The sequence below is a fragment of the Oligoflexus sp. genome, assembly GCF_035712445.1.
Taxonomy (GTDB): Bacteria; Bdellovibrionota_B; Oligoflexia; order Oligoflexales; family Oligoflexaceae; genus Oligoflexus.
The window spans coordinates 1-26482 of the sequence record NZ_DASTAT010000092.1 but is presented as its reverse complement, the minus strand read 5'-3'; the positions used below and the strand labels follow the sequence as shown (position 1 = coordinate 26482).

Genomic DNA, 26482 nt, shown 5'->3' with positions numbered 1-26482 from the left:
GAGGAAGAAGTGGGTTGACAGTACTTTTGAATTCTGCGATAACCCATTCCTCGTTTGAGGATCGGGCGTTTAGCTCAGTTGGTTAGAGCATTAGCCTTACAAGCTAAGGGTCCACAGTTCGAATCTGTGAACGCCCACCAGTCAAGCGAATTCTGCATTTCTACTAACACTGCGAATGGTTTTTTTAAATTATATCGCAGTGTTTGACCCTCCAACTTCTGGTTCGAAAGTATCCTTTTTAGAAAGTTCCGCTTTTCAACTGGTGCCTTGTCTTTCCACAATGTTTTCGCTTCATTACACAGTTCGAAAATTGTCTTGGCCGAAACTTGGGATTTTTTGTCGGTCCTAGCTTTAAGTGTGTCTATCTCACGCACAACCTGGCTCTTCTGATCTCTGATTCTAGCTTTTTGGATCTTATATTCCTGGTCATCAATTTTCCCGCCGAGGTATAGGTCAAATATTCGATTGTTATTGGCTTCCAGTCCTCGAAGTGACTCCTCCAGACTCTTTATTTCGCGTCGTGTTTCGTCTATCAATTTATGGTCAGATTTATTTAACTCGTCGGCTACTGCCTTTGCCAATTCTTCAGTTACCATCAGAGTATCAACCGCCTTTCCAAACTGCTCCCAGAGGCTTTCCTCTGACACGTAGCTTCCTTTAAACGACGAGTGGACTCTGCGACCATTCCCACAGCGATATAGATGGTAAGTCTTTTTTTCTCCCGTTTTTGCAATGACTTTTGTTTTAGGGTCGTAGGTGATCAAACATCCACATTGTGGATCTGCGCAGCGTAAGAAACCCGAAAAGATCCCGTGTTCATTGGTAATTGGGCTTGCACGGATTCCATCCTCAAAACTCGCGGCTACGGCATTCCACAGGTCTCGCGGGATAATTAACGGGTGCTTCCCATCATACTCCACGCCTTCCCACATGAATTTGCCAACATAGAATCTATTATGAAGCCGTACATCAATTGATGTCCTATGGTAGGTCGGAAGCATATAGTTAGGGACTAAACCGGATGCTATGTTGGATTCTCGAATCTTATCTAACGAATAGCCTTGGGCCTTGAGTTCAAATTCTCTACGTACAAGCCTCACATGGGTTTCATTTGGATCCACCTCGATCGTCGCAGGCGCACGCCTTATCTCACGGCCATCAGCCCCCTTGGGCCTAACATAGGTATACCCTAGGGGAACAAGACCACCAGGAAACCAGCCCATTTGAGCCCGATATCGCATTGAGTCTTTTACTTTGGCAGATATAACGCGGGATAGATTCTTATTCATCACACCATGGACATCCCTTGAAAAAAACTCAGATTCGGGACTATTTTTGTCCAAGACGCGGCGATCGTGAACGTAGTGGATTACGATCTGATCATTTTTAATGAGATTTTCATTATCTTCAAGATCCTGAAGATTTCTTGCTTCCCGGTCTTGCATATAGAACAGAATATGTCGAACTCCCTCTGACAAGATGAAGTCGAGGGCCGCTCGATATTGCTTTCTATTTTTGGAGTGTCTTGCCGATTCAGTGATTTTATAAACTTTAACGAGATTCAGCCCGTTAGATTTGGCATAATCTGCAACTTCTCTCTCTTGAACCTCATGGCTGGTATTATCTGTCTGCTTCCTACTGCTGACTCGAAGAATGGCCACCGAACGACGGTTCGAGCTTAGCTTCCATGCTGTCATTTACGCTCCTTATTTTCCGAATCATGGTGTATTTGATGTTTTCCATGAAAACAATGTACGGAAAACTTGGACGACATTCTCAAACTCTTGCGGATTCAATTCAATCAAATTTTTTGCGTCACTATCACATCCTCTCAAATCCATAGATTTGCTATCGCTTGGATCTTGGTTCTTCAGAGTTGTTATGATGCTCGCTTTCCTATCGCTTATCTCCTGCATCTGTTTGCTAGTAAGCCGTTCACGTTTCCCTCGAACGCAAAGGTCTTCACCGCGTACTTCCAAGAAGATGCCAAGTTCGCCCAATCGCTTTATAAACTCTTGTGGATTCATATAAATACCTCCACAGTGTCTTCGTTAAGCAATTGACGAAAGGGCTCACGAGATCTCGGCCTTGGTCTGATGGGCTTACTCAGTGTAAAACGAAAGGGCGCATCTCTTATGCCAAAGCCCTTACGATTCACATCCGAACTCTCAACAAGGTCTTTAAGCACTTCAATGATTGTTCTATTCCTACCTTTAACATTTTGTTTGATTTCCGCTAGCGTCGCCTCTTCTCCCCTATCTGCCAAATACTTAAGGATGCGCTGCTCTATTACAAATATTGACGGTCTGAAAGACATAGTAATCACTCCTCATAATCCGGCTTGATAAAGGCCTCGTAGCCATCAACGCAGCACTCGACTTTGCTCGCGAACCCAGTGCCATCGATCGCATGCTCCACCGACTTGATCACCCATTCCCCATCAATGCCAGCCCCGAAGCCTTGGACATCAATTTTCCGTTCGGCAGCCAGCTGCACGTTGCCGGGGACTGTGAGTGTAAGGGTCTTCCCTTTGCGTACCACTTCACGGAATTTTGTCTCAGCTGCCTTGCGCGCGCCTGCTTCCGTGATCTTGTTGTACTCAAGTTCAAGCACAACTCCTTCTTTGCCGTACATGACATGACGCTTCTCCCCAAAGTCATTGTCGTACCAGAAGGCACGGACCCCGGTGTAGCGGCTTGTTTGATCGCCTGAGTATTCGAACCGGATTGGCTTTTCGATGCGGATGACAGGGATGGTGCCGTCCGGATCAGCTCCGCTTCTATCGGCGGGAGTCAGCATCAAATACCGACCGCTGACCTTGATCGTAAGGTCATGACGGCGTCCAAGGCGGCAAAGAAAGGCCAGATCGGATTCGGTCTGGTCCTCGTGTTCAATCACAATGGATTTCAGCTCGTCAAAGATAGCCGGTTTGAGCCCATTTCTTCGTGCGATTTCCTCCGCGATGGCGCCAAGCGTGGTCCCGTCCCAGGACTGCTCCCGCTGACTCTTAAGGGATGAGCTCTGCTCCATGGCAGCAGCCTCAATTTTAAGGATACGCCTGCCATCCATGGCTACGCCGACATGCTTTGTGGCAAAGCGTCCGACGCTCGTTAGGACATTGTCATAGCCAAGTGCTATGGAAAATTCCTGGCCGGCCTCTGGCCATTCGATGCCATCGTCGATCAGCTCCAGGGTCATTGCATCGGACTTCCAGGATGCCTCGTCCTTAACCGTCAGTCTTAAAAGCCGTGAGCGGATCGCCTCGGTCAGATCCTTGCCACTTGTTTCAATACGAAAGTTTGGAATCATTCGAATAGCCTTATGCTGTTTGAAATATTGGTTGGTCGTTTCAAGTCGGGAAGGTTCATGAAAGCCACGCTTTGAAGGAGTTTCACCTCTCCAAGATCATCGAAAAGATGAAGGCTTTCCCAGTTGGCTCTCAGCACCGCTTCGAGCGCGCCGGGTAGATCCCCATAATGCCTCCAGCAGATGTGATCGAGTTCATCCCCATCCCTGAGCTGCCATTCAGCCATAAAACTCAAGCTCCAGGCTGAATTCAATGCGGCGCGGAATGCCGTCGCCATAAAAGATCGAGCGTGATTCCTTGATCTTCTGAATGATCCATAGGCCCATGTTCTGTCCGATTTCGGTGTCGGCATAGATGAGCCGCTGCGGCTTTCCCGAGGCGGCCATGTCCCGCAGCCTTTTCAAGTGATCAATCCGTCCGGAAAATTCCGGGTGCAGAACACCGGCAATGGTCAGTTTATCCTCGGCAGGTGCCGCAATTTTTCCCATGGCCCCGATGTATTGGTGAATGGCAGGCGCGCCGATGGGCTCCTGCTTCACCCACCTGTAGCCTGTTTCACGCTCGACCTTCTCCGGGGAGAGCGTCAGAAGCTCGAAACTGAAATCCCCGAGCCTTGCAAAAACCTCTTTTTTGAAAAGCGGAATCGGATCAAATGCCATCTTTCAGCTCACTATAACCGGATCAAGAAATGAAAAGGAGGGAACGCTTCGGAATGCCGACTGGATTTCGCCTTTGATTCGGCTGGCCACCTGCAGCGGTGCTGCAGGTCCGGCCTCCACATGAATTGTGGCGTTGACCGTGATCACATTGCGCTGGGTGACTGCCGTTTCTCCTGCAGCCTTCTCAATCGCCTCCGATGGTGGCGCCACATATTTGAACCCGGAAAAATCAAACATGCTTCCAATCACTTCCTTCCCTGCGGAGGCAGCATCCGATAGAAAGCCTTTGACATCGGATCCGGCATTCTCCATCCATGGGAAAATCCCTGAGACATGAGGCCTGATGCGCGCATAAATTCCTTTGAAAAACTCAAGGAAACGTTCCCATTTTTCCCTCACCCAGAGGAGGGGATCCATGCTGATCTTTCCGAGAATCCAGCCCCAGGCGGCGCCGGCAGTATTGGCGATCGACGCCCAGAGACTTTGAAACCAGGCCTTCATACTGAACCAGGTCTTTTTAAGTTTTGGCCCGATCTCATCCCAGTTCCGCCAGAGATAGATCCCGGCTGCCGCGACAGCTGCGACGGCAGCGGCCACAGCCCATCCAGCAGGCCCCATGGCTAAAAGAGCAGCACCTGCCGCGCGGGCGGCGTTCATGATCAAGCCGAGCGAGAAGCGGGCAAGGGAGCCTGATTTGACGAGTCCTTCCACAAGAAAGTTTTTTCCAATTCCAACGCCTGTCCTGAGCCATCCAGCGGCCGCGCGGCCACGGGTTCCAGGACCAAAAAGCCCTCCGGCCCATTTCCCGATGCGCCAGAGGTCAACGAAACCCGACAGCGCAAATTTCGCCACTGCCATGGCCGCGCTGAATGCAAAGAGAGATCCGACGCCGAGCATGATGTTTTTGGCCATCGTCTGGTTCTCCCTCAGCCATTTGCCCAGGCCATCGACGATGGGTTGAATTGAGATAAGAAGGTCCTTCAGCATGGGGATCAGGGAATTTCCGAGCGAGATTTTGATGTCATCCCAGGCGCTTTCCAGCTTTTTAAGATCATTGATGGTCGATTCGCTGAGGCCTTTCTTTGACTTTTCCATGTTGAGAACTTCATCAAGTCCCTTGAGCAGCTGGTCCGCATTCTTTCCGCCCTTTTGAAACTCGGTGAAAAGCTCCCTCATCCCGCTTCGGGTGCGCGAGAAGAAAATTTCGATGAATTTCAGCTGCTCGGATACGGGCAGCATCTGAATGCGCGTTTTGATCTCGGACGTTAGTTCGTCGCTGGTCTTTGTTCCCCCAAGAGGTTTAGTGCGGCTGATTTGAAGTGCTTTTAAAGCGCTATCGACGTTTTTACCGGTGCCCATAAACTCATCGGGCCTGATATCCTCCAGCTTCGGCGTCTGCTTCAGCTCGCTGAATATTCTTTGCATTTGCCGGTCAAAAGCTGATCCCTGGAGACCTTTGAGGGACTCTGCGAAGGCAAGGGTCATACCGCCTCCACTCATGGCCTTGGTGAGTTTGACTCCAAGACTGTCAGAAGCCTTTTTCAGATCCTGATCTGGCATGGAAAGGAGCCTTTTGGCCATAAGGTTGAATGGGCTGGCGAGCCTGAGCGTTTTCTCCATGAAACGAAGCGCACCACTGTCCACGGCTGCCAAAAGATTCGAGGCGGCCGGCGCATGCTCCTCGCCGCCAAGGGCCTTGGAGACAGCGGCGCGCTTCGCGCTGCCGGCACCCTTGAGCCTCAGATTGATATCCGAAAGAACATCCATCCAGTTTCTGACATTGTTGTCCTTGTCCACGGTGCTGATATCCATGTCATCAAGAATCTTTTTCAGCTCCTTGGGAGGCTTGGCCATGCGAAGGAAAATGGCCCGCATGCTTGTTCCCGCCATGGACCCCTTGATGCCGGTATTGTGAAGGATCGACGATGCAGCAAGGGTCTGCTCAAGAGACGAGCCGACATCGACGGCCGGAGCCGCAGCATACTTCAGCATTTCCCCGAGTGATTCAAGGCTGGATGCCGATGAAGAGTATGCGGCCGTCAGGGCATCACCAACCCTGGCCATCTCCGAAACGTCAATCCGAAAGCCCTGCAGCACCTCGCTTGTGATCTCAGCCGTGCGAGCCAGGGAGGTCATCGAGCTTTCCGAAAGGGCAAGCATGCTGGGCATGATTGCGATCATATCGTTGGTGCGATAGCCTGCGGTGGCCAGCTCGTTATAGGCTTCAGCCACCTCCCTTGCGGAAAATATGGTCTCCGAGCCAAGCCTCCTCGCTTCATCCTTGAGACGCCTGTATTCCTCAGAATTTGCACCCGACATGGCCTTGACCCTGACCATCGCCTTTTCAAATTCGAGAGCATGCCTGAGCGGAGTGGTAAAGAGATAGCCACTGCCAAGCGTGAAATAAAGATGGCTCATGGCCTGTGATCTTAGATCCTGCGCTCGATCCCGAAGACGGTTCAGCTCTTCCTGGCGACGGGCCAGATACTGCTGACGCTCAATCGCCTGATTATGCCGCCTCTGGGCCTCGGTCAGATCCTCGACATTGTGCCCCTGCTTTTGAAGAGATGACGAGTAGCGTTCGGTCGCTTCCCTGGCTTTAGCGATTTGATGCTCAGTCCCTGCCACGGATGCCGCATGATCGCGCTCCTTCTTTTCAAGCTGCTCCAGACTTTCCCCAGCCTGGGAGGCGGCTTTGGCATGTGCGCGATGGGCGTCGGTGGCGTCCTTTTCCTCCTTTTTGGCCTCAGACATGGCCTTTCCGGAATCTTGAACCTGTTTCTCCAAAGCCTGAAGGCGGGCCGTTTCCTCTGCCGTGGGCATGCCTGACATGAGCTTTTTCTGCTCTGAGAGCTGACGATTCATTTCATCAAGCCTGGCACCAGCGTCAGCAGACGCAGCTGTGGCTCTCTGGACTTCAACTTCATAGATGTGCATCGCTTCGGAGAGTTCCCTGGCCTTGAGCCTTTCCTTCTCCAGTGCATGGGTTATCCGTTGGATTTCAGCGTCCGGAGCACCTCTTTCGATTGCTGCACTGCGGGCCGCCTCAAGGGTCCCAATTTTCGAATGCATAACGGCCAGAAACTGCTGTTTGCCTTTGAGCGTTCCCTCGGCACCGCGAAGCATGCGGTCAGCGGATACTTTCGCATCCCTGGCCTCCTTCAAGGCATTTCCAAGCCGTTCAAGCCTCGCAATCTGCTCCTCTGTAGGACGCCGCGAAGCTTCAATGGCGGCCCGCTCCCTGCCGAGTTCCTCGCGGTGCCGTGCATAAGCCTCGGTTGCCTGTTTCACTTTTTCGCGAGCCGATTCAGTTCTTTGATCAAGCGCGGCATAGGCTGCCTTCTGCTGCTCAAGCTTCACCTGAACATCTGAAAGGGCTTTTTTCTGGCCTTCAAGCTTCCCGGTCAGCCCGGCGATGTCGTCTCTTGTCCGCTCCAGCACACGCATTTCGGATGCGGTCCGCTTCATTTCCTTTAGCGCAGAGTTTACCCCGCGAAGCCTTTCATCAGCCGTTTGAAAAGTGCTTTTGAACGCGCTGTCTAATGCTGCGCGGATCAACACGCTGACCTGTCTCGACATTTAACGCCACCTCTCCCTCAGTCGGATCGTCTTTCGAATCATCCAGCGCCCCGAGCCATTCCTCAAATTCGTCCATGGTCATCTCCATGCATTCAAAGGCCGTGAAACCATAGCGCTCCCGCATCACAGCCACTGCCCGCATGATCATGCGGAGCGACCGGGCCGGATCGGCTTTTTTCCATGCTCCGCCTCGCCCACTTTGGCCTCACGGTGCATAAGTCGCCTGATATGGGCGTTGATCACTTCCATGTCCTCGATCGAAAGTTCATCAAGCGCATCAGCCGGAAGATCCGCGCAGAAGGCTTCGATCATGGCCCGATCGCTTTCAAGGTTGATCTCCAGCATGCGGACAATATCCGGGTTCAAAAGAGCATCATCAGAGAGCGATAAGTCCACCTTAAGGCCCGCACTTTTCTCTGCGGCATCCCTTGCCACGCGTAGTGATGCCACCTGATGTCTGAACCTTGCGGCATCGGGCAGGCTAATGGCGGTATAGGTCTCTCCCTTGTACTCAAAGGGGTGAATGAGCTTATGGATCATCTGAAATTCTCCTGTCTTAAAATCATTGTCATGACATTAACCAAGCTTCAAATTCTTTCGCGCCGACTCGAAGTGATCAAGGGGGCCGTGTTTGATGACTCCGTTCTGAGCATCGACAGCGAAAATTGGAATGCTGTCGCGTGTGACAACGAGCGACATGAGATTCATCTCCAGCGTCTGCACACCTGCCTTGAGATCCCCATTTTTTGCAGATCCAGGGTCAATCTTGAGGATGGTCCCGCGCATCGCATAGATCAGCTCGGAGGTTGCGCCGAGTGCATTTTGCATGTGCCCATAAACCACGGCATCAACCAGCCCTGCGGTCGGAGCGCCCGCCAGAACAAATCCTTCAAAGGTCTGCTCGCTCAACTTGAAGGTCACATCCATTGCCTCAAGCACGGTCGGCATCTTGATGGGCATCGCCATGCCGGCGTTCAACACCTCCTCGGTTTTGTAGGCGATCTTTGGGAACGTGACCTCCTCAGCGACACCGGCATAATCAGTTGGACCGAGGATCAGATTGAAATTTTTGAGGTACAAAGGAAATTTAACGGACATTCATAGCTCCTCATTTGCAGCAGGTGGCAAAGGCCTGACCTTTGGCCTGTGGGCTTACTCCTGACTTCCAGATCCACTCGCAATACCATGTGCCTTCCTCAAGGATAGGAACAGAAGACTGCAGCTGATGCCCTATTCCGTTTGAGATGTAGCAGCCTCCACCAGTCAGAATTTCACCCTCATCACAGGAGGCGGATACCTCTGCCATGCTCAGAAGGGTTGTTTCAGATTGGACCTTCCTGCAGCTGCCCACGGTTCCCTTTGGCCCTTGAGGGCCCGTGGGTCCTTCGCTGCCCCTTGGTCCTGCAGGCCCCATCGGACCTCTTTCACCCTGCGGTCCTTTCAGAAGAGCAATCGGAATCCAGGTGCCTCCCGCACAGTTGATCCTTTGCGCCTGGTCGTCATACCAGCAGCTTTCTCCTGGCAATCCCCGTTCGCCCTTGTCGCCCTTGTCGCCTCTATCACCCTTGGGTCCTGCGGATCCGGAATCACCTTTCGGACCTTTGAGATTTGCGATTTCAATCCAGGTCTCCCCGCATTTGATTCTTTGCGTTTGATCGTCGTACCAGCAGCCGTCGCCGGGCTTTCCAGGATCACCCTTGTCGCCCTTGGGACCGGACATTCCCTGAAGTCCCTCAGGGCCCCGCTCACCACGAAGTCCGGGCGGCCCTGCTTCGCCTTTTTCCCCTGAAGGGCCTTGAATGCCGGGATCGCCCTTGTCACCTTTGGGGCCAGTTGGCCCCACAGAACCATCAAAACCACGTTCACCTCGCGGGCCCTGAGGCCCGGATTCACCCTTGGGACCAGGAATACCGGGATCGCCTTTGTCACCTTTGGGACCGATGAGTCCTGTGGAAGGACCCACCCATTTTCCTCCGGCATCAATCACCGGATTTTTTCCGACATGAAGAGAGCGGACATTCACATCAACAGGCATGTTCACATTTCCCGTGGCCCCGGAAACAATGACTGACGCAGGGCAGTTCAACCTGTCCTTGCATTCACCGAATGGGGCCGTCTGGTGGATCCTGAGCGTGAGGTCCCCTCCCTTGCTGTTGGTCCCAATGTTGTCGATAAGATAGGTGCTTTCAAACGTAGGACTTTCGTTATCGGAAAAAAGCGGCGCTGTTTGCTGGGCGAAAGCGGCAAAGCCTAAACATAAAATGGCTGCGAATAAAATCAGACGAAATGAATTCATTGAGCTCCTTCTCCAAAATTTTCGTAGTATTTATTGGTGTTGAATCCTTCAAAGTGAAGCGTCTCGGCCACGGCCGTTGGCGTGAAGCTATACTTCCAATAGACATCGCCGCGGGCCAGAGCGTCGGCTGTATTGCGCTCCGCATCACCCTTACATTCGCCGCCGACAATGGCCCCTTCACGGATCAGATCTGAAAAAAAGTTATTCACCTTTCTTTCGACCGCTCCTATGAAGTCGCGATTGATCCCTGCCGCCACCGCCCAGCGTGTTGAAGCGGCAATGGCTTCCTCGATGGCATCGGCAATTCGGACCTTTTGAATCTGACTCGTTTTTGAGTCCGAAGGACTTCCTGTACCCTTTGCTCCCCAGACCCTGAAGCCCCCATCCTCACGGATAAGGGTCGCAATTTGCATGGCGTTATACTGCTGAGCCGTGGACTCAGGATCATCCATCTCAAATGAGATCCCCACGCTTGTGCCAAGAATTCCATAAAGGGGCTGATTCGATGGCGACTGCCAGAAGTTGATTCTTGAAAATACGCCAGCCACATACGAACTCGCGGGAGCAGAAAATGTTTTGTCGTCAGCCGCAACCTTGACCTTCGGCGAGACGATATAAAGGCGGGCGTTGCCATTGAGGTCACGGAACTTTTTCAGCTCCTTTTCATCCTCCGGGCCATCGACAACTGCAATGGCCTTAAGGCGCCGGGCTACGTACACGAGTTTTGTCACAATTGGATTTGCGGTATCAGCCATGGATCAGGTCCCCCGGGGTCTGTTTCGATTGTTTTCGGGTTCCGGTGCAGGCGTCGGATTGGGCGAAGGCGTCGGGTTTGGTGCCGGTGCAGGATTCACAGTGTCCTGCGTGATCTCACTGCCAAAGCCAGGCACAATCAGAATCTTGGGCTTATGGCCCGTCACCGATTTGGCCATTGGCAAGGCATCAATAGCCTTTAAAATGTCGGCCTGGGAACCCGATGCTGACTTCACAAGGACCATGCGCGCAAGGCCCTGCTCCTGAACGCCGATCACGGCATCAAAAAGCGTTCCCTTGTCCCCTGCTCCTCCTTCCGGATAAATGGCGTCAAGAGCGGCCTTTTTCCCGAGGAACGCCCGAGGAAAATTGACTGCCAGATCCCTGCTGGCCGGTGCAGTCCCCACTATTCCAACCACACTCGTCGATGGCGAGCGGATTTCCTGGGCTTCGCCAGTCGCCTGACTGATGATGATTCCATGCACGTAGAGTGCGTCACTCATATTTGACCTCGAATGATCCATGAAAAATTCTTTTAAGTTTGCCGCGTGCCTGAACTGATACGAAAAGAGCGGCGCGAATTGCCTCAATTTCCCGCTCTGATGGAATACGGCCGGGATCGACTTCATATTCAAAGTGGGAAAGCGGAATGAACCTGATGCTATCAAACCCAACCCAGCGCATGGCCGTTCGGATAGCAAAGAGGGTTCCATGAAGCCGCATGAAATCCTGAATTTCCTCATCGAGCCTTTTGGGGTCGACGGCATACGGAAGGAGCGGCTCAAGGCTGTATTCCCAGAGGATGGCCTCCCTGATTTCAGGGTTTGCGCGAAGCCGGATGTTTTCAATCGGCTCCGGGTCAAATACCGGGTACAGCTTTCGGAAGATGGGCTCAATCATGCCATCTCCACCGTAAGATCGAGTGTGGAGATCACAGCATAGCGCTCAGGCTGAACTGGGATGTTACTCATAGGCGAGCGCAGCGCCACGGACCGGACACCCGTCTGGTGCAGCTCCTTAATGATCCAGCTTATGGTCGGAACCCAGCCGAGGCGCTTCTCAGCCTCAAACCTTTCCCGGAAGTTCCTCTCAATCGTGGCCTTATGATCCTGACCAAATCCCGCCATGAGGGAAATCGTCGCTGCAATCGGAAACGGCGTTGTGAGAGCCGCACGGAATGTCACCGAATCCAGTGCAGGTTTGACCCCTTCCTGCTTGAAGGCTTCGGTCAGGGCGGAAACCACAGCCGCCTTCATATCAGCCGCCTCGCTGCTCACGAGCACATGAACAAGAATGGCTCCGCCTGAAACCTGAACATGGGCATCCTTGACAGAAGCTGATCTTGCATCCCTTCCTGTGCCAAGGGTGGCCTCGCCATAAAGAAATGCGAGCGCCTTGTACATGGCCACCGTCCCTGCCGGCGAAGCGAGATACCTGGTGCCGCGCATTCTCGCCCGAAAGGCTTCATAGTCCTCGCCCGGACGGAGTTTGCCCTTGAAGATGAATTCGAGATCATTCGACAGCTTTATAAGCTGCGCATAAGCCGCAGCGTTAGTCTTCTCCGTGATTATGACCCGAAGGAGAGTGATCTCGACCAGAAGATGGTACGCGGGGTCCGCAGGAGTCGGCCTTGTGAAACCTGGGATTTTCTCCCGAGCGAGCGCAGTAAAGCGATCGAGGTTTTCCTCAAGGCTTTTTTGAAAGTCGGGGGTTTCGATAATTTTGGGTAGCTGCATCCTATGCTTCCACTTCGATGTTGTTTGTTTGAACTTCAAGCGAGACCTTGATCCGCTCGCCGTTTTCCTGGCCGATGACTGTGCGGAGCCTTACTCCGGGAATCGTGGCCTCGATGCTGTCAGAAAGGTCCGCTGTGAGATCCAGAACCGAGCCGGCTGTAATCTGGCGGTCGAGGTATTTCAGATGATTGACCCCGTACCAGCGGAGCATCGGCCGCGAGCCTTTCCCGGTTTTTATCGCCCGCCTCACCGCCTGACGAATCCAGGCTTCGCCACTGATAAGTTTTCCTGTTATCTCGTCCATTCCAATCATGTGATTTTTCCCTCCATAATTGGTCCGCCATTGGGCGTTGTGCCTGTGATCACAGCGTTCTCCGTGATATGACGAATAATCGTTTGGGCGACCTTTTCCCAGGCCCTGTCGGCATCCCCATCCTTAGATTTCGCTGCCGACTTGAGCGCGTCTGCGAGGCTTTGTTCTGAACCCTGAAGCGGCACTTCATCCTCCAAAAAAATCAATTTTTTCAATAAGTCCTGGCAGCTCCGTGGCGGAAGGCAAAAGAGGCTGAGGTCCCATCATGGTTGAAGTACTGGATTTACTGATCGACTTCAAAGCGTCGGAAATCGTCTTCATAAGCCCAACCTTTGCCCTGCTGAATACCTCGAATTTATCTGTCCAGAATTCCATACGTGAGCCTGTCACAATCACACTGAGATCGTCAGGCCGCGAAATGGTAAGCGTGTGGGCGGCATGGTCATAGGAAAGCTCAAGACCGTCCGGATACTTTCTTAGCGTGAAATTCTTTTCCTTCACCGGAGCCGGATGGGCCGCGGAATAAAGCCCGGTCAGTATAAAGCCTGCGGCCAGCTCGCCGCCCGGGGCAAGGACAAGACACTGCTCGCCAGGTTCAGGCGGATCCCAGTCGATTGTGTTTCCGGCGCGACGGGCAAAATAGGGCAGCCATGTCGTGAAAAGATACTCACCGAGCTTTACCGTGGCCCTGGCCCTTTCGTAATCCACGGCCAGGATCTTCCCTGGTCTTAGAAGGTTATCCATACGCCGCGAGAGATCCTGGACCGCCAGCTCATTATCCATCAGCCTTCTCCCCGTTGATGGTGGGACTGAGGACCGGACTTATGATTTGCGCTGCCGGACGTGGGTACGGCCGCTCGTAATCAATGCGCGCCGACATCGTGAGCACCCCCACGCGCTGGCTTCCCGCCATGTCGTGCGAGAATTCCACACTCATAAAAATAAGCTTTAAAGCCTTCCGTACCAGCGTCTCGCTCGACTCCACCCCATGCTCAATACGGGCGCGCAGGTCGGATAATTCCAGTTCGGCATCGGCCTTGACTATAAAGCCGGCTTCGATTTCGATCATGACCTGCCGCCGCTCAAGACCATTGCCTTCCTCGATCAGCCTATCCTTGTGAAGAAACATATTCACGCATGGCAGATCCTCCTCGGATATCCTTTGCACCCGGGCGGAAAAGCGTTTCCATTCAGGAAGCACTGTTCCCAGCGCACGTTCAAATTCGGTTCGGATATCCATTAACATTCAGAATGTTCTTTCCACGCTTCGTCCATCTACCGGGTGAAGATCAATCTCCACAAGGCCTGCGCCGGACATTTTTTTAGGTTTGAGTAAATACGTCTGGCCGGTCCTGAGACGCCTGATAACATCGCCGCTCTCCATCAGGACCGCATCCTCATCCAAAATCAGGATCCGGATCACCCGAGTAAGGCGCCCGGGTTCAAAGCCTTCTGCCTTTTCATCAAATTCAGTAAATACAGCCAGTAACTCACGACCCCGGTGCTCGAATGGTTCACAAAGTTCAGGAATCGGCATGCTGCTCTCTGTCAAAGTACTGAGCGCAAAACTGCGCTCAGTTAATGATTGTCAACGGTTGGCGCTGTATTAGTGTCCCACCTCAAGCAACAGTCACAAGCGCTGCTGTGTTGGGATCATAGGTAACGAAGAGCGGCGCTGACTGAAGCAGCACGATCCTTTGGCTTGGATCCTCGATCTCCCAGCTCTTCACGAAAACAGGGCGGGCTACCAGCTGTGCCTTGAGATCCCGGATGGCCCCGTAGTGTCGAACGCCCTGGATATTGTCACAGGCGAAAAGCACCTCCTTCGGTCCGATGTCGTATGCTTTCTGATCGGTCTTCCCTTCATGAACCCAGATCTCGGTATTGCCGAAGTTTCCCCGGTAAAGAAGATTTTCGAAGGATGAGTCCTGTGGCGTCAGCTTGAGACCGATATCGGCAACGAGCCGCATGTAATCCGGCAGAAGCTTTTGAACCTCCCGATTGGCACGGAACATATCGAAGGCCTCGATTCCCATTATGATCTTGCGCGGACGGGATTGGTTCAAGTTCTTCGAAGCCATTTCTCGTTGAACGCCTTCGAAAAATGCAGTCATGGCAAAATCAGGGTTGGACCAGCCCTTGTCACCGGTGAGCTTTTTAGTGAGGCCTGGATCTCTCTTGAAGTCGATCACCGTATCAAAGCCTTCCCCCTTGATCGTGAGTTTTCCGGTTTTCACGACTTCAAGAGCCATAAGCTCCTCACGTACACGAAGGCGCTCATAGAGCCGGGTGGTCTTTTGAATGAGTCTCAGTTCAGCCCTTTGCATTGGGGTATATTCGCCGCCAAAATCTTCACCTGGAAGACGGTCGTTACCATCCTCGGATGTGATTCCGGTCTTTTCCTTGATGTAGGCCGGCTTATAGGATTTGGTCGAGTAGCCTTCATCCCTGAACATTGGCGCTTCGAGCAAAGGATGCACAAAGGGAGCCGCCCCGATCCGGTTGTCCTGGTTTTCATCAAAGTAGATCTCCTCCTTGTCCGACTGAATCTCCACAGGGAAGAAACGGTCGCGGAAGTATCTCGTCCTTGGAACCAGCCGCGTGATAAGGCGGTTCAAATAATATGTGCTGTAAATCGGCAGCGTCATGGCTCAGTCCTCGCCGTTCTCAAGATAGATATTGTGCGTTTCAAGATCATCCTCCACCGTTTCCAGCGTGTGGCCCTTGCCTACCGTGAGGTCAAGACGCAGGAAGGCTCCTGTTCGGAAGACCGGAGCAAAGCGGTCGCCGGCTGTGGCATCGATGTCGATCTGAAGGATGCAGCGGGCCTTTTCACTGCCATCGGAAATGGCCGTGGTTCCGTCCTCAGCCGTTCTCGAGCAAAGGACATGCTTGCCGCTGGCAGTCTTTCTGCCGAGGACTGATCCCTTTTTCAAAACCTGCCCCTTCTCGATCGTTACCGATCCCCGGTAGGCGGGAAAATTGCCCCGATTAAGAAACCTCGGCTCGTATCTTGATACTTCGCGAAAATGTGGATCGTAATTCATGTCATTCCTCCTGTGATTCCCATTTTTCTTGCCAGGATAATGGCTGCATCCTGCTGTGCAGCCAGCTCAGACGTGGAATCAGCGGACGGAATGGGCGGCACGTCGAGCCCCTGAAAGTGAGCATCAAACTCCTTTTTTGGATCAGCTTTGGGTTTTGGCGGGTTTCGTTTGATTGCCTGGAGGATCTCCACAGCCGCCTCCTGACAGCTGAGGTTTCGCTCGATTAGGGCGTCCACAAAGTCCTCTGAAACCAGTCCTTCGGCAAGCGACCGGATGCCGGCAACGCGCTTTTGTTCCGCCTCGAATCTTGCAAGAGTCCTCGACGCTCCGATGTTAATGAAATGCTCGGCGATCGCCGGGTGATTTGCGGCAATATATTCCGCCGTGATGCTTTCCGTTGTCATTCCTTGGGCTCCATAATTGGCAATGACGGTTTCGAGTGTAGTGATCTCATCAATCAGCCCGCGCCTTTGGGCTTCCGCTCCGACGAAGACCGAGCCCTGGCCGAAGTTTTCGAGGACCGTTTCGCGTCCAACTCCCCGGTTGCGGGCGACTTTTGAAATGAAAACCTCGGCTAGTCCGTCAATGACAGACTGCACCTCCCGGGCACCTTCCTCGGTCCCAGGATCTCGGTTTTTGTTAGGGCTTTGGCTGGAAACGAAGCGGATTTCCCCTTCATTCTTTTCGGATCTAAGCGCGGATTGGACGCCGATGCTCCCGACAATCGCGGAGTCGGAGCTGAAGACACGGTCGCAGGCGCTGGCAATCCAATAGGCTGCAGAAGCTCCTATGCCGCCTATGTAGGCCGCAATCGGCTTTTGACCGCGGGCTTCAAAGATATGATCAGCCAGCTCCGAGCAGCCATTCGCCTCGCCGCCAGGGCTGTCGATGTCAAGAATGATGCTTTGCACCTGAACAGAAGCCAGCATCTCATGAAAGTCGCGAAGCACCGATTCGTAACTAGTCGCGCCGCAATGCTCGGTCATGAGATTGGCGCGTTTAAATAGAGGACCACGGACCGGGATGACTCCCACCCCGCTCCGGATTGTAGCTTTCTCTGTGGCTTTAAATCTCTGGCCACGGATTCTTTCGAGAACCTCGATGTCGCTATGTCTTTCAACAACCGATAACATGAGACGCAATGCTTCCTCGGTCATGGCCCATTGTGAGTTTAAAATTTGATTAAGAGCAATGGACACGATTAACCTCATAGCAAGCTGGGGTCGACTTTAGCGTTGAAATGATTGATGAGTGAAGCTTTCAAGTGTCCGCTGGAATGCGGACACTGACGATTCAAATGCATTTGACAATGCTCGAGAAGGGGAAGTCTGCCTGTTTTCAAAGGCGTTCCGGTTGCGATAGAATATAAAGATCCTAGTGGAGGATCCCAATTATGAAGGCACTTTTGATATTGGCTCTCTGTTCTTCAGTTGCCTTGGCACAGAAGAATCCAGACTTGCTCGCCAAATTTGAGAAGCTCGTAAAAGAATCCGAAGGACTGCAAATTCCCCCAGTAACGGATGCCAATCTTTCAAAGCTTTACTTTCTGGATAAACAGATTAGGGATATCTGTCCTGAGAGCGACCCTAAAGAACCCTGCGTACACTACATTTCTCAAAACTCACAGCGCTTTTCCGCGGGCGAAGTCGCTAGGGTTGCTGTGACAACTTATTGGTTAACGAAACAAAAAGTTCGTGACAAAGTTGCTTATGGAGATGCTGAGCTGGAAGATCTCATTTTGTTTGTAAACAACGAGCAGGAGGGGTTTGGTGCCTCTATCGAAGTCCTTCAAAATCTGGAAAAAGATGTGGAAGACTGGTTTAAAAAATATAAACGGCATCCGAGAACGCCGGAACCTGTACAGCTAAAAAAGTCTCTTGCAAAGGAGATTAATTGGAAAAAAACCAATAGGAATCCAAACGCTATATACCAGCCCTAGTCCATGCTTCCGGGGGCAAGCGAATCCAACGAGTCACATCAGTAATCAAAGTTCGACCTGCCTTTTGGTCCAAGGATAGTTTCTTTGATAGGAACTTCGATAAGATTTCTTTCAACGTCACGAAGGTGAAGGATTACGGCTTTTGGCCTGACCGCATTATGCTTGATTTTGAAGATCAGACTCGCCGAGCCATGTGCAGCAACTTGAATCGTATCAATCGAGAAAGGTTTGTGGTTATCGCTTTGTATTGTCGCTTTTTGGACTGCCTGAGGGAAGTCAGGTATGCGCAAATGAACGCTCGGAATATAGCTTGATTTTCCCTTCGAAGCCAAGACCGCCAGAGTACCCAGTATCACAATAACTCCAAGAACCACGACAACAGGTTGCAAGTTGGGCCCTTGAGGAATTTTTTTCGAGTTCACCGGCAATATTGTCGAGGAAGGGTCTGAAAGACTTACTTTTTCAAAACCAATAGTTTCAGGCTTACTGCCTGTATTCTCGATAATACATTCAACTTCGGAGCTGCCAGTATTTCTGCCCAATGTGAGGTATTTGCATTCAATCTTAACATTATTTCCATTGTCAATTGTCGTCCCTATCCTCGAGGTTACACATTGAACGGAAAGCCCTGAAACAATCAGAAATGGCAGGACCGTTGCCTTGCATCTCATGTACGACTCCAACATCAGGATGATGAGATAGTCGTGCAAATAGCATTCCGCGTTAAAACATAGGTAATCATATGCTGGACCACAGCGAAATGTGTAGAAACGTTTACAGTTGCCACCAGTTTATCCCATAAAAATTACCCTGAGGTTTCAGGCTCAGAGAACTGAAAGATTTGCCTTTCCGATTCATGGTCCCGCACATGTTTGTCAAAGTCACGCCCCTGACTTTCCAATATCGAGCGCCGTGTGCGCAGGCCGGCGTTGACCTCAACCTCATTCGCTTTTGCATCCTTGAGAGGATCAATCGAGCCCATCTCGGTTCCGGCCCACTGAGTTGAAAGCCATGCCTGCCGTTTCAGTGGATCATCAAACCCGGGTGCATCAATGAGTCCTCTCTCTATCGCGTCGGATATCACCCATTCCCAGGCGGGCTGACAGAACTCGGCCACAAGCCATGATCGCCAGACCTTAAAGGACTTCCAGGCTTCCAGGATTGCAGCCCGTGCTGCGCTGTAAGAGGAACTATAGTGCTGGGTAAGCACTTCATAGGGAAGGCCTAGGCCAATACCAATCTGTTTGATGACGGCCTGAACAAAAGGATCAAAGTTACTGTTTGGCCTCCCGGGAGCACCGTTGTCAACCTTCTCGCCTGGGAGAAGATCCACCATGAGGCCACCCGGTCCAAACTTCTGAAACTTCCGCTCCTTTGGCTTTTCCTCAGCCTGGCGCGCAAGATGCGCGTTTGCCCGATCGCCAAACACCGATCCCATTTCTGATGTCACATAGATCGCAAAAAAGGCGTTGACCACAGCAGCCCTGATTTCGGCCTCGGTGTAATCGGAGACCTCCTTGAACTTCCTGATCACCGGCGCCAGAAGCGGCTCGCCACGGCTTTGTTCAGGGAGACGCTTGGAAAATATATGGAGGACGGTCGGCGAGCCGGAATTGTCAAAGCGCGGCACACGCATGGTTTCCGATCCAAGGAAATGATCGGCTCCGGTCTTCGCGATGTGATAGGCTACCGGCATGCCTGTGCTGTCCAGCTCCACCCCTTCCCTGATATCAATCCCTGGACTTTTAATAACACCCGGGTTTTGAAGCCGAGCCCCTTCGATCAGCTGCACGCAGATGGGAAGGATCCCATGCGGGCGCTCCCTGTGGCGACGGATGACAAGACAGTCCCCATCGAGCAGCGCCGCGCGCAGAACCTGGGCCTGGATGGTCTGAAAATTGGCCTTTCCATGAAAGTCGGCCGTGTCCTTTCGCATGTGAAGCTCAAAGACCCGCTCGGCCTTTCGTTCAAACTCCCTGGCCTTTGCCTCGGAAATACCGAGCAGCTCATGATCGATCCTGGCCTGCGGCCTTAGGCCATCCGCCACGACATTGGTAACGTAGTTTTCAATGGGGCCACGCGCGAGGCTTTCATTGCGATCGAGATCCCGCGATTGATTGCGAAGAGCGGATAAAGAAGGAAGCAGCGCGTCATCGGCATTTGAGGATGACGGGTTCCAATCCGGAATGCTGGCACCGGATGCTGTTCTGTACGGCTCATCGACCTGCCGGGTTTCAAAGTGAATTCCGTGGCTAAGGATTCCTTTCAATTTCGACCATAGCGAGTCTCCATCCTTATCGAACATGATAAATGCTCCCGCCGTCCCGTCTTCTAATTGCCATCCTCAGCTTCGCCTCCCGATCGTAAAGATCCTTTAGCTTTGCCCGGACAACCCGGCGCCGGTTTTCGTTCACCTCGATGTCAATCTCCTGGCCGCCCGCTTCAATGGCAGCTATGGCCTTCAGCACTGATGCCAGCTGCTCCTCAAGTGTCATACAGTGCCCTCCCGCGTGATCCCATCCAGCTGATCACAGATGGCGTCAATGTCCTGATGCATGAACTCTCGCGCGGCGTCCGCATAGCGGATGCAGTCATGCGCGTGATCATCCATGCCAGCCACCGTCATATAGGTGAGCTGATCCTTGCCATCGCGCCGAACCCATTTGGCCTTGGGCATGGTCAGTTCTTTAAAAAAGGAATCGTCGAGCCCTGGCCTGAAGTGGATCAGGCCGGGACCGGCATATTCCATGGCAACTGCGCGCCTCTGGGCGGCTTTGATCTCCTCAAGTTTTCTGACGGACCTCGCAAGTGAGGAGAAAAGACGGCCGTGGGTGGCGAGCTTTCCAACGGGAAAGAGGAATATGTCAGCCTCCTTTTTATATGTGGCGGCTGCAATGATCGGTGCCGAGCGGTTGCTGGATCCTTTGACCGCCAGGATGAATTCATGTTCCCGGCCTCGACAGAAATCATAGACGGCGCCCGTGTTGTGACCACCCGTGTCGATACAGGTGGCGGCGATTCTTAGCGTGGTTCCCGAGTGATGCAGGAATTCCTGCTGCAGTAGGCAGTGGACTTCCAGCCAAGTGGCCTCATGATTGGAATCCCGCTGGAGTCTCTGGTGATCTATAACCCACCTTTCGCCCATACGCCCCCAACCCATGATCACGATATCAACGTGATCCGGATGGGTATCCACGCCTGCTGTGATGTATCCGATGCCCCTTGGCAACCGATCAGTTGGCCATGAATGGTCGATGCAGTTTTTGAGATCACCTGGATCCAGCGGTTTGATTGCTGCATCCTCGTAAGGAAGACCGAGACAGTTGTTATAGTAAACCTTTTTTTCTTCAGGATTATCGACTCCCTTGAGCAGCTGCTCCCGGGTACTTCGCCACGACCACATGCCGGGCGGCGCGTAAAGCGCCGGCAGATGATAGCCGCGACAGTTGGAAGTTTTTGGTCTTGCGGTGGGCCGCCATTCGCCGAGCTTCAGCATTTCGGTCTTGTCCTGCTCAAGGTGTGCATGATGGCACTTCTCACAGCGGAAAACCGGCAGCTCCATGGAAAAATCCATTCCCGCTTCCGTAATGAGCTGCATGTGCCCGCAGCCAAGGCAGGGAACGAAGTATTTCCTCTGGTCTGTGGTCAGGTATTCGGCCTCTATCCGGCACTGGCCGGCAATGGATGGGGTCGAGACATAGAATAGCTTCTTCCGGCCTTCGTATGCCGACGTCCGGCCAATGGCAAGTCCGCACGGATCGCCGTTCTTTTGGGTGTTTGCCGGATACGCCGATACCTCGTCAAACATCACATACTGAAAACTGTGAGATCTCAGAGCGGAGGTTGAAGTCGCTGTTCCAAGGAAAAGGCAGCCACCTGGAAAGGACTTGGTCAGAATGCTGTCCTTCTCAAGCCTTTCCCTACGCGCCTCGTGCTCAACCCTTTCCCTGAGCGAGCTGCAGTGCGCAATGATGGGATTTATCCGGTGTTGGGAAAAGGTCTTTCGAAGTTCGTCGTTGGGCTGGACAATGAGCATATAGGCTGGCGCGGCGTCCATCACCCAGAGCATCCAGGCGAGCCCCGAAAGGGTGCCCCCGGTCTGCCAGCCCTTCATAAGGACAACCTTCTCAACCCCATTGTCAGGCATCAGGGCGTCGAGTGGCTCATGAAGGTATGGGGTCTTGGAAAAATCGACAAGCCCCGGGAACGGGTTCTTGCCAGCGGGCAAGTAAAGATTTCTTTCCGCGTGCTCACGAATCGAGATTTCCTCTGGCGGCAGGAGACATTCGGAAACAACCGGCTTGATACTGGCAAAGCTTTGAAATTCATAGGCCTTGGTCATCGGTGTCCATCGCCTCCTTGAACTGTTCCCTGCCTTCGTCCTGCAGAATCTTGCTCGCCTGGATCAGCGCTTTGCGTACCTCGGCCTTGGCTCCAACCCGAATTTTCAACGCCGCATCATTCAGGGGCTGGTTCATCGTCTGGACACTTTCGTCGCCACCTTGCTCCCGAACAAGCCGGACCATGATGCCCTTGGCGATTTCTGAAACTGTGAGCGGAAGATTGAGCAGGGTATCCCGGCAGGCGCGGAAGCATTCAGCCGCTTCCTGCTGGAACCTTGCCGCCGGCATGAGCTGGCCGGTGAGCCTTCCATGCTCGACCTGCTTAATCAGGGCGGAATAATGGCTGTCGAGATCTGACGAGACTTCCCGGGGCATGATTCCCGGGGTCAGGGTTCCTGCTGTCGTCCTCGCCTGGTCCTTGCGATTGTCTTTCCGATGATGCTTGTTATGGTGCCACTCAAGGCAGCCATCAAATATGATGATCTTTTTTCTGCCACCTTCATCCACCACTGAATTTCGCAGGCGATCACCACCTGTGACTGCGCGGCTGACAGCTGCGTGGTCAACACCGATAATCCGCGCAAACTCGCGAATGGATGCCGTCTGTTTCTGCAAAAGCTCCTCCGTTGCCGCAATGCAGCAGCTATAGGGATTACTGGTATCAAGCTTCATGATCATGGGAAAGGAAGTTGGTGTCCGCAAAAGAGCGGACACTCATCCAGATTTGGACTCTTGACAGGTCCGGTTTTGTTTACGAGTAAATTTTAACTTCGTTGACCGTATAAAGCTGGGCAGGTAAAATGACTGGAAAAGCAATAAATATTGAGAAAATAGATGAAGAAGGCGCTGGCATTCGTAATTATGATTGTAGCGGTAATGACCCTACATCCTCAGTATCCATGGAAGATTCCTGTTTTTATTAGAGTGTGGCCCTTTCTATTCGCCCTTCTGCCAGCACTTTCCTTCTTTTTTACGGACGGCGTGTCTGCTCTTCGTGAAGCTTTTTCCGGCAAAAACCTCGAATTCAGGCAGAGGCTGCAAAAACGAATCGTAGTCTTCGGCTTCCTGACATTCCTCGTACAAACAGCAACGGTACTCAAACTGCTGGATCATCCTGACTCAATTGGTCCATGTGTCACCGTATGGATCGTTCTTGCTTTTTATCTCGGACTCCAGTCATGGCTTCTGTCTTAGGCTAAATTCCACCGCAAAATCACCGGCTGCAACGCGCTAACCTCCAAGATCTCAAGCATCGAAATCAGCGCCCATGAGCGTTTCGACGGCATCTTGACGCCAGAATGCCTATGGTGACGGTGACTCAAAATTTTTTTCATTATGTCAAAGACAGGGAAGTTGATCGTCAACCATTGGCGAACGGGCCCTGGGAGGACCCAAAAACCACTAAACCCAAATAAAGCAGGCCTTACACAGGTATAGAGTCCCTGAAATATTACCAATCAAGGCGCACAATCTTGTGGCCGCCTTTAGTTGTTATGCAGCAATACGTTACAAGCCATAGCAGCATAAACCTTATGTCTATCAATGCTTTGGTGCCGTTGCTTAAGAAGTATGTATAGGAGAGCTAAGTCGTTCTTGCAACTATGCGTAGACGGGCTAGCATTGATCGAGTCAGGGGTCAACGCTGGCCGTCTGTTGCATGAAAGAGTTTAGTGCATTGGTGGTCATCCATATCATTCAGGTACAATTTCGCAGAATAGTTCAGGTTTTAAATCAATGGCCGTATCATTCAACGGGTTTAAATCAAGATCGGGACATTTGCTATTGGAAAGTCCTGTCGTGTAGCCCTTTATTGTGTCGTCTTCAAAATATAGAAAGCTGATCCTGGCTTTGGATGTCGATGATGCTGACGAGTGAATGTCGAAAGAAATAGGATCGGAAATAGAAAAAGTGACTCCGTCAGTTTCAGGCGAGTTTCTATATACGCTTACGTATACCTTCAGACTCTTTTTCTGTTTCAAAGCTTCAGAAACAGCGAAATTCATAATGATAGATTTCTCCGAAGAACTATTTGCGAGTGATCCGCTTCCAGGCTTTTCAATAGAAACCCTATTCGAGTCATCAGCACACGAATATAGACAAAGCACTGCCGAAATGCTGTACAATTTAATAGTCATATCGTCAACCTATCCAAGAGGATTTAATGGCTAAAAAAGCAAAGGCTTCGCAAGTCACAAAAACCAAGAAAACAGACTTTAACGCAAACAAAAAGTTATACTTACAGCAATTCGATGAAAAAGCAAGATCGCTCAATCAAACTGATTCGGAATACTTTGCTCAACTTCGTCAATTGATTGATCAGCGCCCATCGACCTACTTTACTGATGATTTTGTTCGGGCTGGAAGGCAGTTTGCTATCAAAGTCGATGCAAATCAACTTCTAAGATGCAGGATTCTCGGATATGACGGAATCGTGCCCTACGATAGATTCGTTGCAAGATTTGCCATCACTTGGGTGGGTGTACCAATAATTGTAGCTGGTACAGATCGCACGGCAATATTTAGCCCCGAAGGAGGGCGATTGCCGACAGATTGGACGGTCATAAACGAGCCCAAGAAATATCCAAATGCAAAGGAAATCTATTTGACGGTCGGAATTACTTGCGCAAACAAGTCTGCGATCAAGGATTTCAATCAGGACGTTGTCGACCCGCTGTTCTACGCGAACCCGAATAAATCAGGGACGTCTACAATGCTTTTTGAAGTAAACGGCGGGAACGGGATCGGTTTCTATCTGCAATTTGAAGGTACTTTTAGTATTGTGCTGCGATAGATTTTCTGACGTAAATTTGACTTGAAGTGGCTTCACTGGTCACTTCAAGTCAAACCTTTGATGCGAGCCTGCCCGTAATCCGATAATCATTCTCCCTAAAATTCAGCTTTTTTGCCAGTTGGAGTTCACCGAAGCGCGTCCTTTCCGCAACGATTCGTGACATGATTTGAGCAATCGACGAAGATCTCCGAAACGAAAGGAGATCCAAAATGCAGGCACCATCCATCGCCACGGTTAAAGAACAAATCGGAATCTATAGAAAAACACCTTGCGGAAAGCTTGAAGCATCGCCCCGATAGCCTTTCGCAGGTTAAGATTCCTTTACCGACATTGGCAGTGCGAGTTTTAAAAGTTGCCAAGTAGCCGTTTGGAAACTGGATGACTTGGTCGCTTCAATACCCGGCATTGGCTTTGTGTTTTCCGTGAGGTTTGCTTAGCAGCGATAATGCCTGGGGAGGAGACGACAGACAGGAAGAAACTGCGATCTGAAATAACCTAATGGATCCGGCGAGTCCCTCTTTACCCTATGAAAAATCAGGGTTCATCGCTAGAAACTTATATGACAGGTTTTTCCAATGCTTTCATCATCATTTGATTCTGCCAGCGAAGCGATTCGAGCGGTCCGCCCTCGTCGTCATCAAGAGCCATGGGATAGGCAGGTCGTGTCGTATAAGAAATGTCCCCATCCTCTTGACTGTGATGCTCTCGGAATGTGTAGCAGCCGTCTTCTTTGTAAACCCTATATTCCCATATGCCCATCACATCCTCTCCCTTTTTCGCAGGTGACTGACCGTAACAAACTCGCAAACGTTTCGGTAATGCTAGGACGACGAAAATGTTTAAAGTTGGCAGCAAGAAATTCGAGGAACCCTCGAGAACCTAGGATCCGGAGCTTATTGTGTTTGAATATGCTTAAACCCAACGTGAACTCTTCGCGCTTGGAGCGCGTTTGATCACAGACGACTGGGTAAAATACACAGTCATGTGTGACCTTGCGAGTATTGCTACCCTTGACGAGGCCCTCCATCGGTCATTTGAAAAGATTGACTCGGCCGACAGGGATTCCATACTTCCTATCATTCCTACTCTTGAGTTCATTCATAGCAAGACTCCGAAAACAATGATCCGCCTTCCTCAGAAACTGGACTGGGCTTTGGCTAAAGATGGTTTTAGAATGAAGGATGAAAAGTTGGTCAGGCTGAAGCTTTGAATTGTGATCCACCGAAGGATAATAACCTCCAAATGCAAAGCTTGTTTTAAGACTGGAACATCCCTCACCTGCACTTCCAATTCAAATGACATTCTGTGGAACCGCATATCCCTGACAAGCCCAAGCAGGATGTGATCGAATAGGTGCATCTTGAGAAATCATTTGGATGGAAATGACATGAAAGAAGACTTTGAAAAGCCAGTTTATGCGATCCTGGAACAAATGGAAATCGCTGTTGCATGCCCTGAGTGCCATCTTCGATATATAGAATGCCTTTCGCGAAATAGCGACCGACTAGCTTGCAATAAAATTTTGCTGCTTCTACTATAAATCATGTGCCTACAGTCTCGACCGCTTGCTCACCAAACTAAGAGCTCATCCAAAAACCCCGGCAGCCCGAAGTGCCGTTAGGGCAAAGCTTATATGCAATAGGGCCTCATAGTTTCGAACCTTCTTTTCCCATCTGATTTTAAGGCTTCGAAACTGGTTTGCCCACGAGTGAGTTCTCT

Annotated in this window: 30 protein-coding genes, 1 tRNA gene and 2 pseudogenes; 4 read left to right on the top strand and 29 right to left on the bottom strand. The window is 51.5% G+C overall.

Annotated features, from left to right (window positions below; genetic code table 11):
* The first annotated feature begins 63 nt into the window (after window positions 1-63).
* Window positions 64-140, top strand: a tRNA-Val gene (locus tag VFO10_RS19665).
* Between the two features lie 723 nt (window positions 141-863).
* Here the strand turns inward: VFO10_RS19665 and VFO10_RS31485 are convergent.
* The 21 genes and pseudogenes from VFO10_RS31485 to VFO10_RS19565 all read right to left on the bottom strand — a co-directional run.
* Window positions 864-1697: pseudogene (locus VFO10_RS31485) on the bottom strand (recombinase family protein); the annotation flags it as partial.
* A gap of 21 nt (window positions 1698-1718) precedes the next feature.
* On the bottom strand, window positions 1719-2027 hold the full coding sequence (locus tag VFO10_RS19660; RefSeq protein WP_325143360.1) for a hypothetical protein: 309 nt from the start codon (window positions 2025-2027) through the stop codon (window positions 1719-1721).
* 295 nt (window positions 2028-2322) lie between these two features.
* Window positions 2323-3309, bottom strand: coding sequence for a phage late control D family protein (locus tag VFO10_RS19655; protein ID WP_325143358.1), 987 nt, complete (start codon window positions 3307-3309; stop codon window positions 2323-2325).
* Window positions 3306-3533 (bottom strand): tail protein X, encoded by a 228-nt coding sequence (locus tag VFO10_RS19650; RefSeq protein WP_325143356.1) that lies wholly within the window; start codon window positions 3531-3533, stop codon window positions 3306-3308. The genes VFO10_RS19655 and VFO10_RS19650 overlap by 4 nt, the downstream gene beginning before the upstream one ends.
* A complete protein-coding gene (locus VFO10_RS19645; RefSeq protein WP_325143354.1) occupies window positions 3526-3966 on the bottom strand; it encodes a phage tail protein in 441 nt (146 codons plus the stop codon). Before VFO10_RS19645 ends, VFO10_RS19650 begins: the two co-directional genes overlap by 8 nt.
* Window positions 3967-3969: 3 nt before the next feature.
* A complete protein-coding gene (locus VFO10_RS19640) occupies window positions 3970-7413 on the bottom strand; it encodes a phage tail tape measure protein (RefSeq protein ID WP_325143352.1) in 3444 nt (1147 codons plus the stop codon).
* A 58-nt stretch (window positions 7414-7471) separates the two neighbouring features.
* On the bottom strand, window positions 7472-7621 hold the full coding sequence (locus tag VFO10_RS19635; protein ID WP_325143350.1) for a hypothetical protein: 150 nt from the start codon (window positions 7619-7621) through the stop codon (window positions 7472-7474).
* Between the two features lie 68 nt (window positions 7622-7689).
* Window positions 7690-8085 (bottom strand): hypothetical protein, encoded by a 396-nt coding sequence (locus VFO10_RS19630; protein WP_325143347.1) that lies wholly within the window; start codon window positions 8083-8085, stop codon window positions 7690-7692.
* A 36-nt stretch (window positions 8086-8121) separates the two neighbouring features.
* Window positions 8122-8643: a phage major tail tube protein gene (locus tag VFO10_RS19625; RefSeq protein ID WP_325143345.1), complete on the bottom strand. Its 522-nt coding sequence runs from the start codon at window positions 8641-8643 to the stop codon at window positions 8122-8124.
* A 10-nt stretch (window positions 8644-8653) separates the two neighbouring features.
* On the bottom strand, window positions 8654-9841 hold the full coding sequence (locus VFO10_RS19620; protein WP_325143343.1) for a hypothetical protein: 1188 nt from the start codon (window positions 9839-9841) through the stop codon (window positions 8654-8656).
* Window positions 9838-10596, bottom strand: a complete 759-nt coding sequence (locus VFO10_RS19615; RefSeq protein ID WP_325143342.1) for a phage tail sheath family protein — start codon at window positions 10594-10596, stop codon at window positions 9838-9840. The genes VFO10_RS19620 and VFO10_RS19615 overlap by 4 nt, the downstream gene beginning before the upstream one ends.
* A 3-nt stretch (window positions 10597-10599) precedes the next feature.
* The gene (locus VFO10_RS19610; RefSeq protein ID WP_325143340.1) at window positions 10600-11097 is read right to left on the bottom strand and encodes a hypothetical protein; all 498 of its coding nucleotides are present in this window, start codon (window positions 11095-11097) and stop codon (window positions 10600-10602) included.
* The gene (locus VFO10_RS19605; RefSeq protein WP_325143338.1) at window positions 11090-11494 is read right to left on the bottom strand and encodes a hypothetical protein; all 405 of its coding nucleotides are present in this window, start codon (window positions 11492-11494) and stop codon (window positions 11090-11092) included. Before VFO10_RS19605 ends, VFO10_RS19610 begins: the two co-directional genes overlap by 8 nt.
* Window positions 11491-12330 (bottom strand): hypothetical protein, encoded by an 840-nt coding sequence (locus tag VFO10_RS19600; protein WP_325143336.1) that lies wholly within the window; start codon window positions 12328-12330, stop codon window positions 11491-11493. Before VFO10_RS19600 ends, VFO10_RS19605 begins: the two co-directional genes overlap by 4 nt.
* 1 nt (window position 12331) lies before the next feature.
* Complete coding sequence (locus VFO10_RS19595) at window positions 12332-12643, bottom strand: hypothetical protein (RefSeq protein ID WP_325143334.1); 312 nt, start codon at window positions 12641-12643, stop codon at window positions 12332-12334.
* A 186-nt stretch (window positions 12644-12829) separates the two neighbouring features.
* On the bottom strand, window positions 12830-13426 hold the full coding sequence (locus VFO10_RS19590; protein ID WP_325143332.1) for a phage baseplate assembly protein V: 597 nt from the start codon (window positions 13424-13426) through the stop codon (window positions 12830-12832).
* On the bottom strand, window positions 13419-13778 hold the full coding sequence (locus VFO10_RS19585) for a hypothetical protein (protein WP_325143330.1): 360 nt from the start codon (window positions 13776-13778) through the stop codon (window positions 13419-13421). The genes VFO10_RS19590 and VFO10_RS19585 overlap by 8 nt, the downstream gene beginning before the upstream one ends.
* Window positions 13779-13889: 111 nt before the next feature.
* Window positions 13890-14180, bottom strand: a complete 291-nt coding sequence (locus VFO10_RS19580; protein WP_325143329.1) for a hypothetical protein — start codon at window positions 14178-14180, stop codon at window positions 13890-13892.
* Window positions 14181-14262: 82 nt separating this feature from the next.
* Complete coding sequence (locus VFO10_RS19575) at window positions 14263-15291, bottom strand: major capsid protein (RefSeq protein ID WP_325143327.1); 1029 nt, start codon at window positions 15289-15291, stop codon at window positions 14263-14265.
* Between the two features lie 3 nt (window positions 15292-15294).
* A complete protein-coding gene (locus VFO10_RS19570) occupies window positions 15295-15690 on the bottom strand; it encodes a head decoration protein (RefSeq protein ID WP_325143325.1) in 396 nt (131 codons plus the stop codon).
* Window positions 15687-16889, bottom strand: a complete 1203-nt coding sequence (locus tag VFO10_RS19565) for a S49 family peptidase (RefSeq protein WP_325143323.1) — start codon at window positions 16887-16889, stop codon at window positions 15687-15689. The genes VFO10_RS19570 and VFO10_RS19565 overlap by 4 nt, the downstream gene beginning before the upstream one ends.
* A 194-nt stretch (window positions 16890-17083) precedes the next feature.
* On the opposite strand from VFO10_RS19565, the gene VFO10_RS19560 reads away from it, so the two are divergent.
* The gene (locus VFO10_RS19560; RefSeq protein WP_325143321.1) at window positions 17084-17629 is read left to right on the top strand and encodes a hypothetical protein; all 546 of its coding nucleotides are present in this window, start codon (window positions 17084-17086) and stop codon (window positions 17627-17629) included.
* Between the two features lie 38 nt (window positions 17630-17667).
* Here VFO10_RS19560 and VFO10_RS19555 read toward each other — a convergent pair whose 3' ends face one another.
* From VFO10_RS19555 to VFO10_RS19535, 5 genes are all read right to left on the bottom strand, one after another.
* On the bottom strand, window positions 17668-18300 hold the full coding sequence (locus VFO10_RS19555) for a hypothetical protein (protein ID WP_325143319.1): 633 nt from the start codon (window positions 18298-18300) through the stop codon (window positions 17668-17670).
* A 134-nt stretch (window positions 18301-18434) separates the two neighbouring features.
* Window positions 18435-19934: a phage portal protein gene (locus VFO10_RS19550; protein ID WP_325143316.1), complete on the bottom strand. Its 1500-nt coding sequence runs from the start codon at window positions 19932-19934 to the stop codon at window positions 18435-18437.
* Window positions 19924-20124 carry a hypothetical protein gene (locus VFO10_RS19545; RefSeq protein WP_325143314.1) on the bottom strand — a complete coding sequence of 67 codons (201 nt, stop codon included), beginning with the start codon at window positions 20122-20124 and terminating at the stop codon, window positions 19924-19926. The genes VFO10_RS19550 and VFO10_RS19545 overlap by 11 nt, the downstream gene beginning before the upstream one ends.
* Window positions 20121-21971 carry a terminase gpA endonuclease subunit gene (locus VFO10_RS19540; RefSeq protein WP_325143312.1) on the bottom strand — a complete coding sequence of 617 codons (1851 nt, stop codon included), beginning with the start codon at window positions 21969-21971 and terminating at the stop codon, window positions 20121-20123. The genes VFO10_RS19545 and VFO10_RS19540 overlap by 4 nt, the downstream gene beginning before the upstream one ends.
* Window positions 21955-22674: a hypothetical protein gene (locus VFO10_RS19535; protein ID WP_325143310.1), complete on the bottom strand. Its 720-nt coding sequence runs from the start codon at window positions 22672-22674 to the stop codon at window positions 21955-21957. Before VFO10_RS19535 ends, VFO10_RS19540 begins: the two co-directional genes overlap by 17 nt.
* Before the next feature lie 132 nt (window positions 22675-22806).
* Between VFO10_RS19535 and VFO10_RS19530 the strand changes: the two genes are divergently transcribed.
* Entirely contained in the window at window positions 22807-23166 is a 360-nt protein-coding gene (locus VFO10_RS19530; protein ID WP_325143308.1) for a hypothetical protein, read from the top strand.
* Window positions 23167-23663: 497 nt separating this feature from the next.
* Here the strand turns inward: VFO10_RS19530 and VFO10_RS19525 are convergent, their stop codons facing one another.
* The gene (locus tag VFO10_RS19525) at window positions 23664-24107 is read right to left on the bottom strand and encodes a hypothetical protein (RefSeq protein WP_325143306.1); all 444 of its coding nucleotides are present in this window, start codon (window positions 24105-24107) and stop codon (window positions 23664-23666) included.
* Between the two features lie 26 nt (window positions 24108-24133).
* Between VFO10_RS19525 and VFO10_RS19520 the strand changes: the two genes are divergently transcribed.
* Window positions 24134-24763 (top strand): hypothetical protein, encoded by a 630-nt coding sequence (locus tag VFO10_RS19520; RefSeq protein WP_325143304.1) that lies wholly within the window; start codon window positions 24134-24136, stop codon window positions 24761-24763.
* Between the two features lie 555 nt (window positions 24764-25318).
* On the opposite strand, the gene VFO10_RS19515 is transcribed toward VFO10_RS19520, so the two are convergent.
* Entirely contained in the window at window positions 25319-25522 is a 204-nt protein-coding gene (locus VFO10_RS19515; protein WP_325143302.1) for a hypothetical protein, read from the bottom strand.
* Window positions 25523-26348: 826 nt separating this feature from the next.
* Window positions 26349-26482: pseudogene (locus VFO10_RS19510) on the bottom strand (IS5/IS1182 family transposase); the annotation flags it as partial.

Coding starts and splice junctions, on each gene's coding strand:
- VFO10_RS19660 (WP_325143360.1), bottom strand. CDS start 2,027: ATGAATCCACAAGAGTTTATAAAGCGATTGGGCGAACTTGGCATCTTC.
- VFO10_RS19655 (WP_325143358.1), bottom strand. CDS start 3,309: ATGATTCCAAACTTTCGTATTGAAACAAGTGGCAAGGATCTGACCGAG.
- VFO10_RS19650 (WP_325143356.1), bottom strand. CDS start 3,533: ATGGCTGAATGGCAGCTCAGGGATGGGGATGAACTCGATCACATCTGC.
- VFO10_RS19645 (WP_325143354.1), bottom strand. CDS start 3,966: ATGGCATTTGATCCGATTCCGCTTTTCAAAAAAGAGGTTTTTGCAAGG.
- VFO10_RS19640 (WP_325143352.1), bottom strand. CDS start 7,413: ATGCGTGTGCTGGAGCGGACAAGAGACGACATCGCCGGGCTGACCGGG.
- VFO10_RS19635 (WP_325143350.1), bottom strand. CDS start 7,621: ATGGACGAATTTGAGGAATGGCTCGGGGCGCTGGATGATTCGAAAGAC.
- VFO10_RS19630 (WP_325143347.1), bottom strand. CDS start 8,085: ATGATCCATAAGCTCATTCACCCCTTTGAGTACAAGGGAGAGACCTAT.
- VFO10_RS19625 (WP_325143345.1), bottom strand. CDS start 8,643: ATGTCCGTTAAATTTCCTTTGTACCTCAAAAATTTCAATCTGATCCTC.
- VFO10_RS19620 (WP_325143343.1), bottom strand. CDS start 9,841: ATGAATTCATTTCGTCTGATTTTATTCGCAGCCATTTTATGTTTAGGC.
- VFO10_RS19615 (WP_325143342.1), bottom strand. CDS start 10,596: ATGGCTGATACCGCAAATCCAATTGTGACAAAACTCGTGTACGTAGCC.
- VFO10_RS19610 (WP_325143340.1), bottom strand. CDS start 11,097: ATGAGTGACGCACTCTACGTGCATGGAATCATCATCAGTCAGGCGACT.
- VFO10_RS19605 (WP_325143338.1), bottom strand. CDS start 11,494: ATGATTGAGCCCATCTTCCGAAAGCTGTACCCGGTATTTGACCCGGAG.
- VFO10_RS19600 (WP_325143336.1), bottom strand. CDS start 12,330: ATGCAGCTACCCAAAATTATCGAAACCCCCGACTTTCAAAAAAGCCTT.
- VFO10_RS19595 (WP_325143334.1), bottom strand. CDS start 12,643: ATGATTGGAATGGACGAGATAACAGGAAAACTTATCAGTGGCGAAGCC.
- VFO10_RS19590 (WP_325143332.1), bottom strand. CDS start 13,426: ATGGATAATGAGCTGGCGGTCCAGGATCTCTCGCGGCGTATGGATAAC.
- VFO10_RS19580 (WP_325143329.1), bottom strand. CDS start 14,180: ATGCCGATTCCTGAACTTTGTGAACCATTCGAGCACCGGGGTCGTGAG.
- VFO10_RS19575 (WP_325143327.1), bottom strand. CDS start 15,291: ATGACGCTGCCGATTTACAGCACATATTATTTGAACCGCCTTATCACG.
- VFO10_RS19570 (WP_325143325.1), bottom strand. CDS start 15,690: ATGAATTACGATCCACATTTTCGCGAAGTATCAAGATACGAGCCGAGG.
- VFO10_RS19560 (WP_325143321.1), top strand. CDS start 17,084: ATGAAGGCACTTTTGATATTGGCTCTCTGTTCTTCAGTTGCCTTGGCA.
- VFO10_RS19555 (WP_325143319.1), bottom strand. CDS start 18,300: ATGAGATGCAAGGCAACGGTCCTGCCATTTCTGATTGTTTCAGGGCTT.
- VFO10_RS19550 (WP_325143316.1), bottom strand. CDS start 19,934: ATGTTCGATAAGGATGGAGACTCGCTATGGTCGAAATTGAAAGGAATC.
- VFO10_RS19545 (WP_325143314.1), bottom strand. CDS start 20,124: ATGACACTTGAGGAGCAGCTGGCATCAGTGCTGAAGGCCATAGCTGCC.
- VFO10_RS19540 (WP_325143312.1), bottom strand. CDS start 21,971: ATGACCAAGGCCTATGAATTTCAAAGCTTTGCCAGTATCAAGCCGGTT.
- VFO10_RS19530 (WP_325143308.1), top strand. CDS start 22,807: ATGAAGAAGGCGCTGGCATTCGTAATTATGATTGTAGCGGTAATGACC.
- VFO10_RS19525 (WP_325143306.1), bottom strand. CDS start 24,107: ATGACTATTAAATTGTACAGCATTTCGGCAGTGCTTTGTCTATATTCG.
- VFO10_RS19520 (WP_325143304.1), top strand. CDS start 24,134: ATGGCTAAAAAAGCAAAGGCTTCGCAAGTCACAAAAACCAAGAAAACA.
- VFO10_RS19515 (WP_325143302.1), bottom strand. CDS start 25,522: ATGGGCATATGGGAATATAGGGTTTACAAAGAAGACGGCTGCTACACA.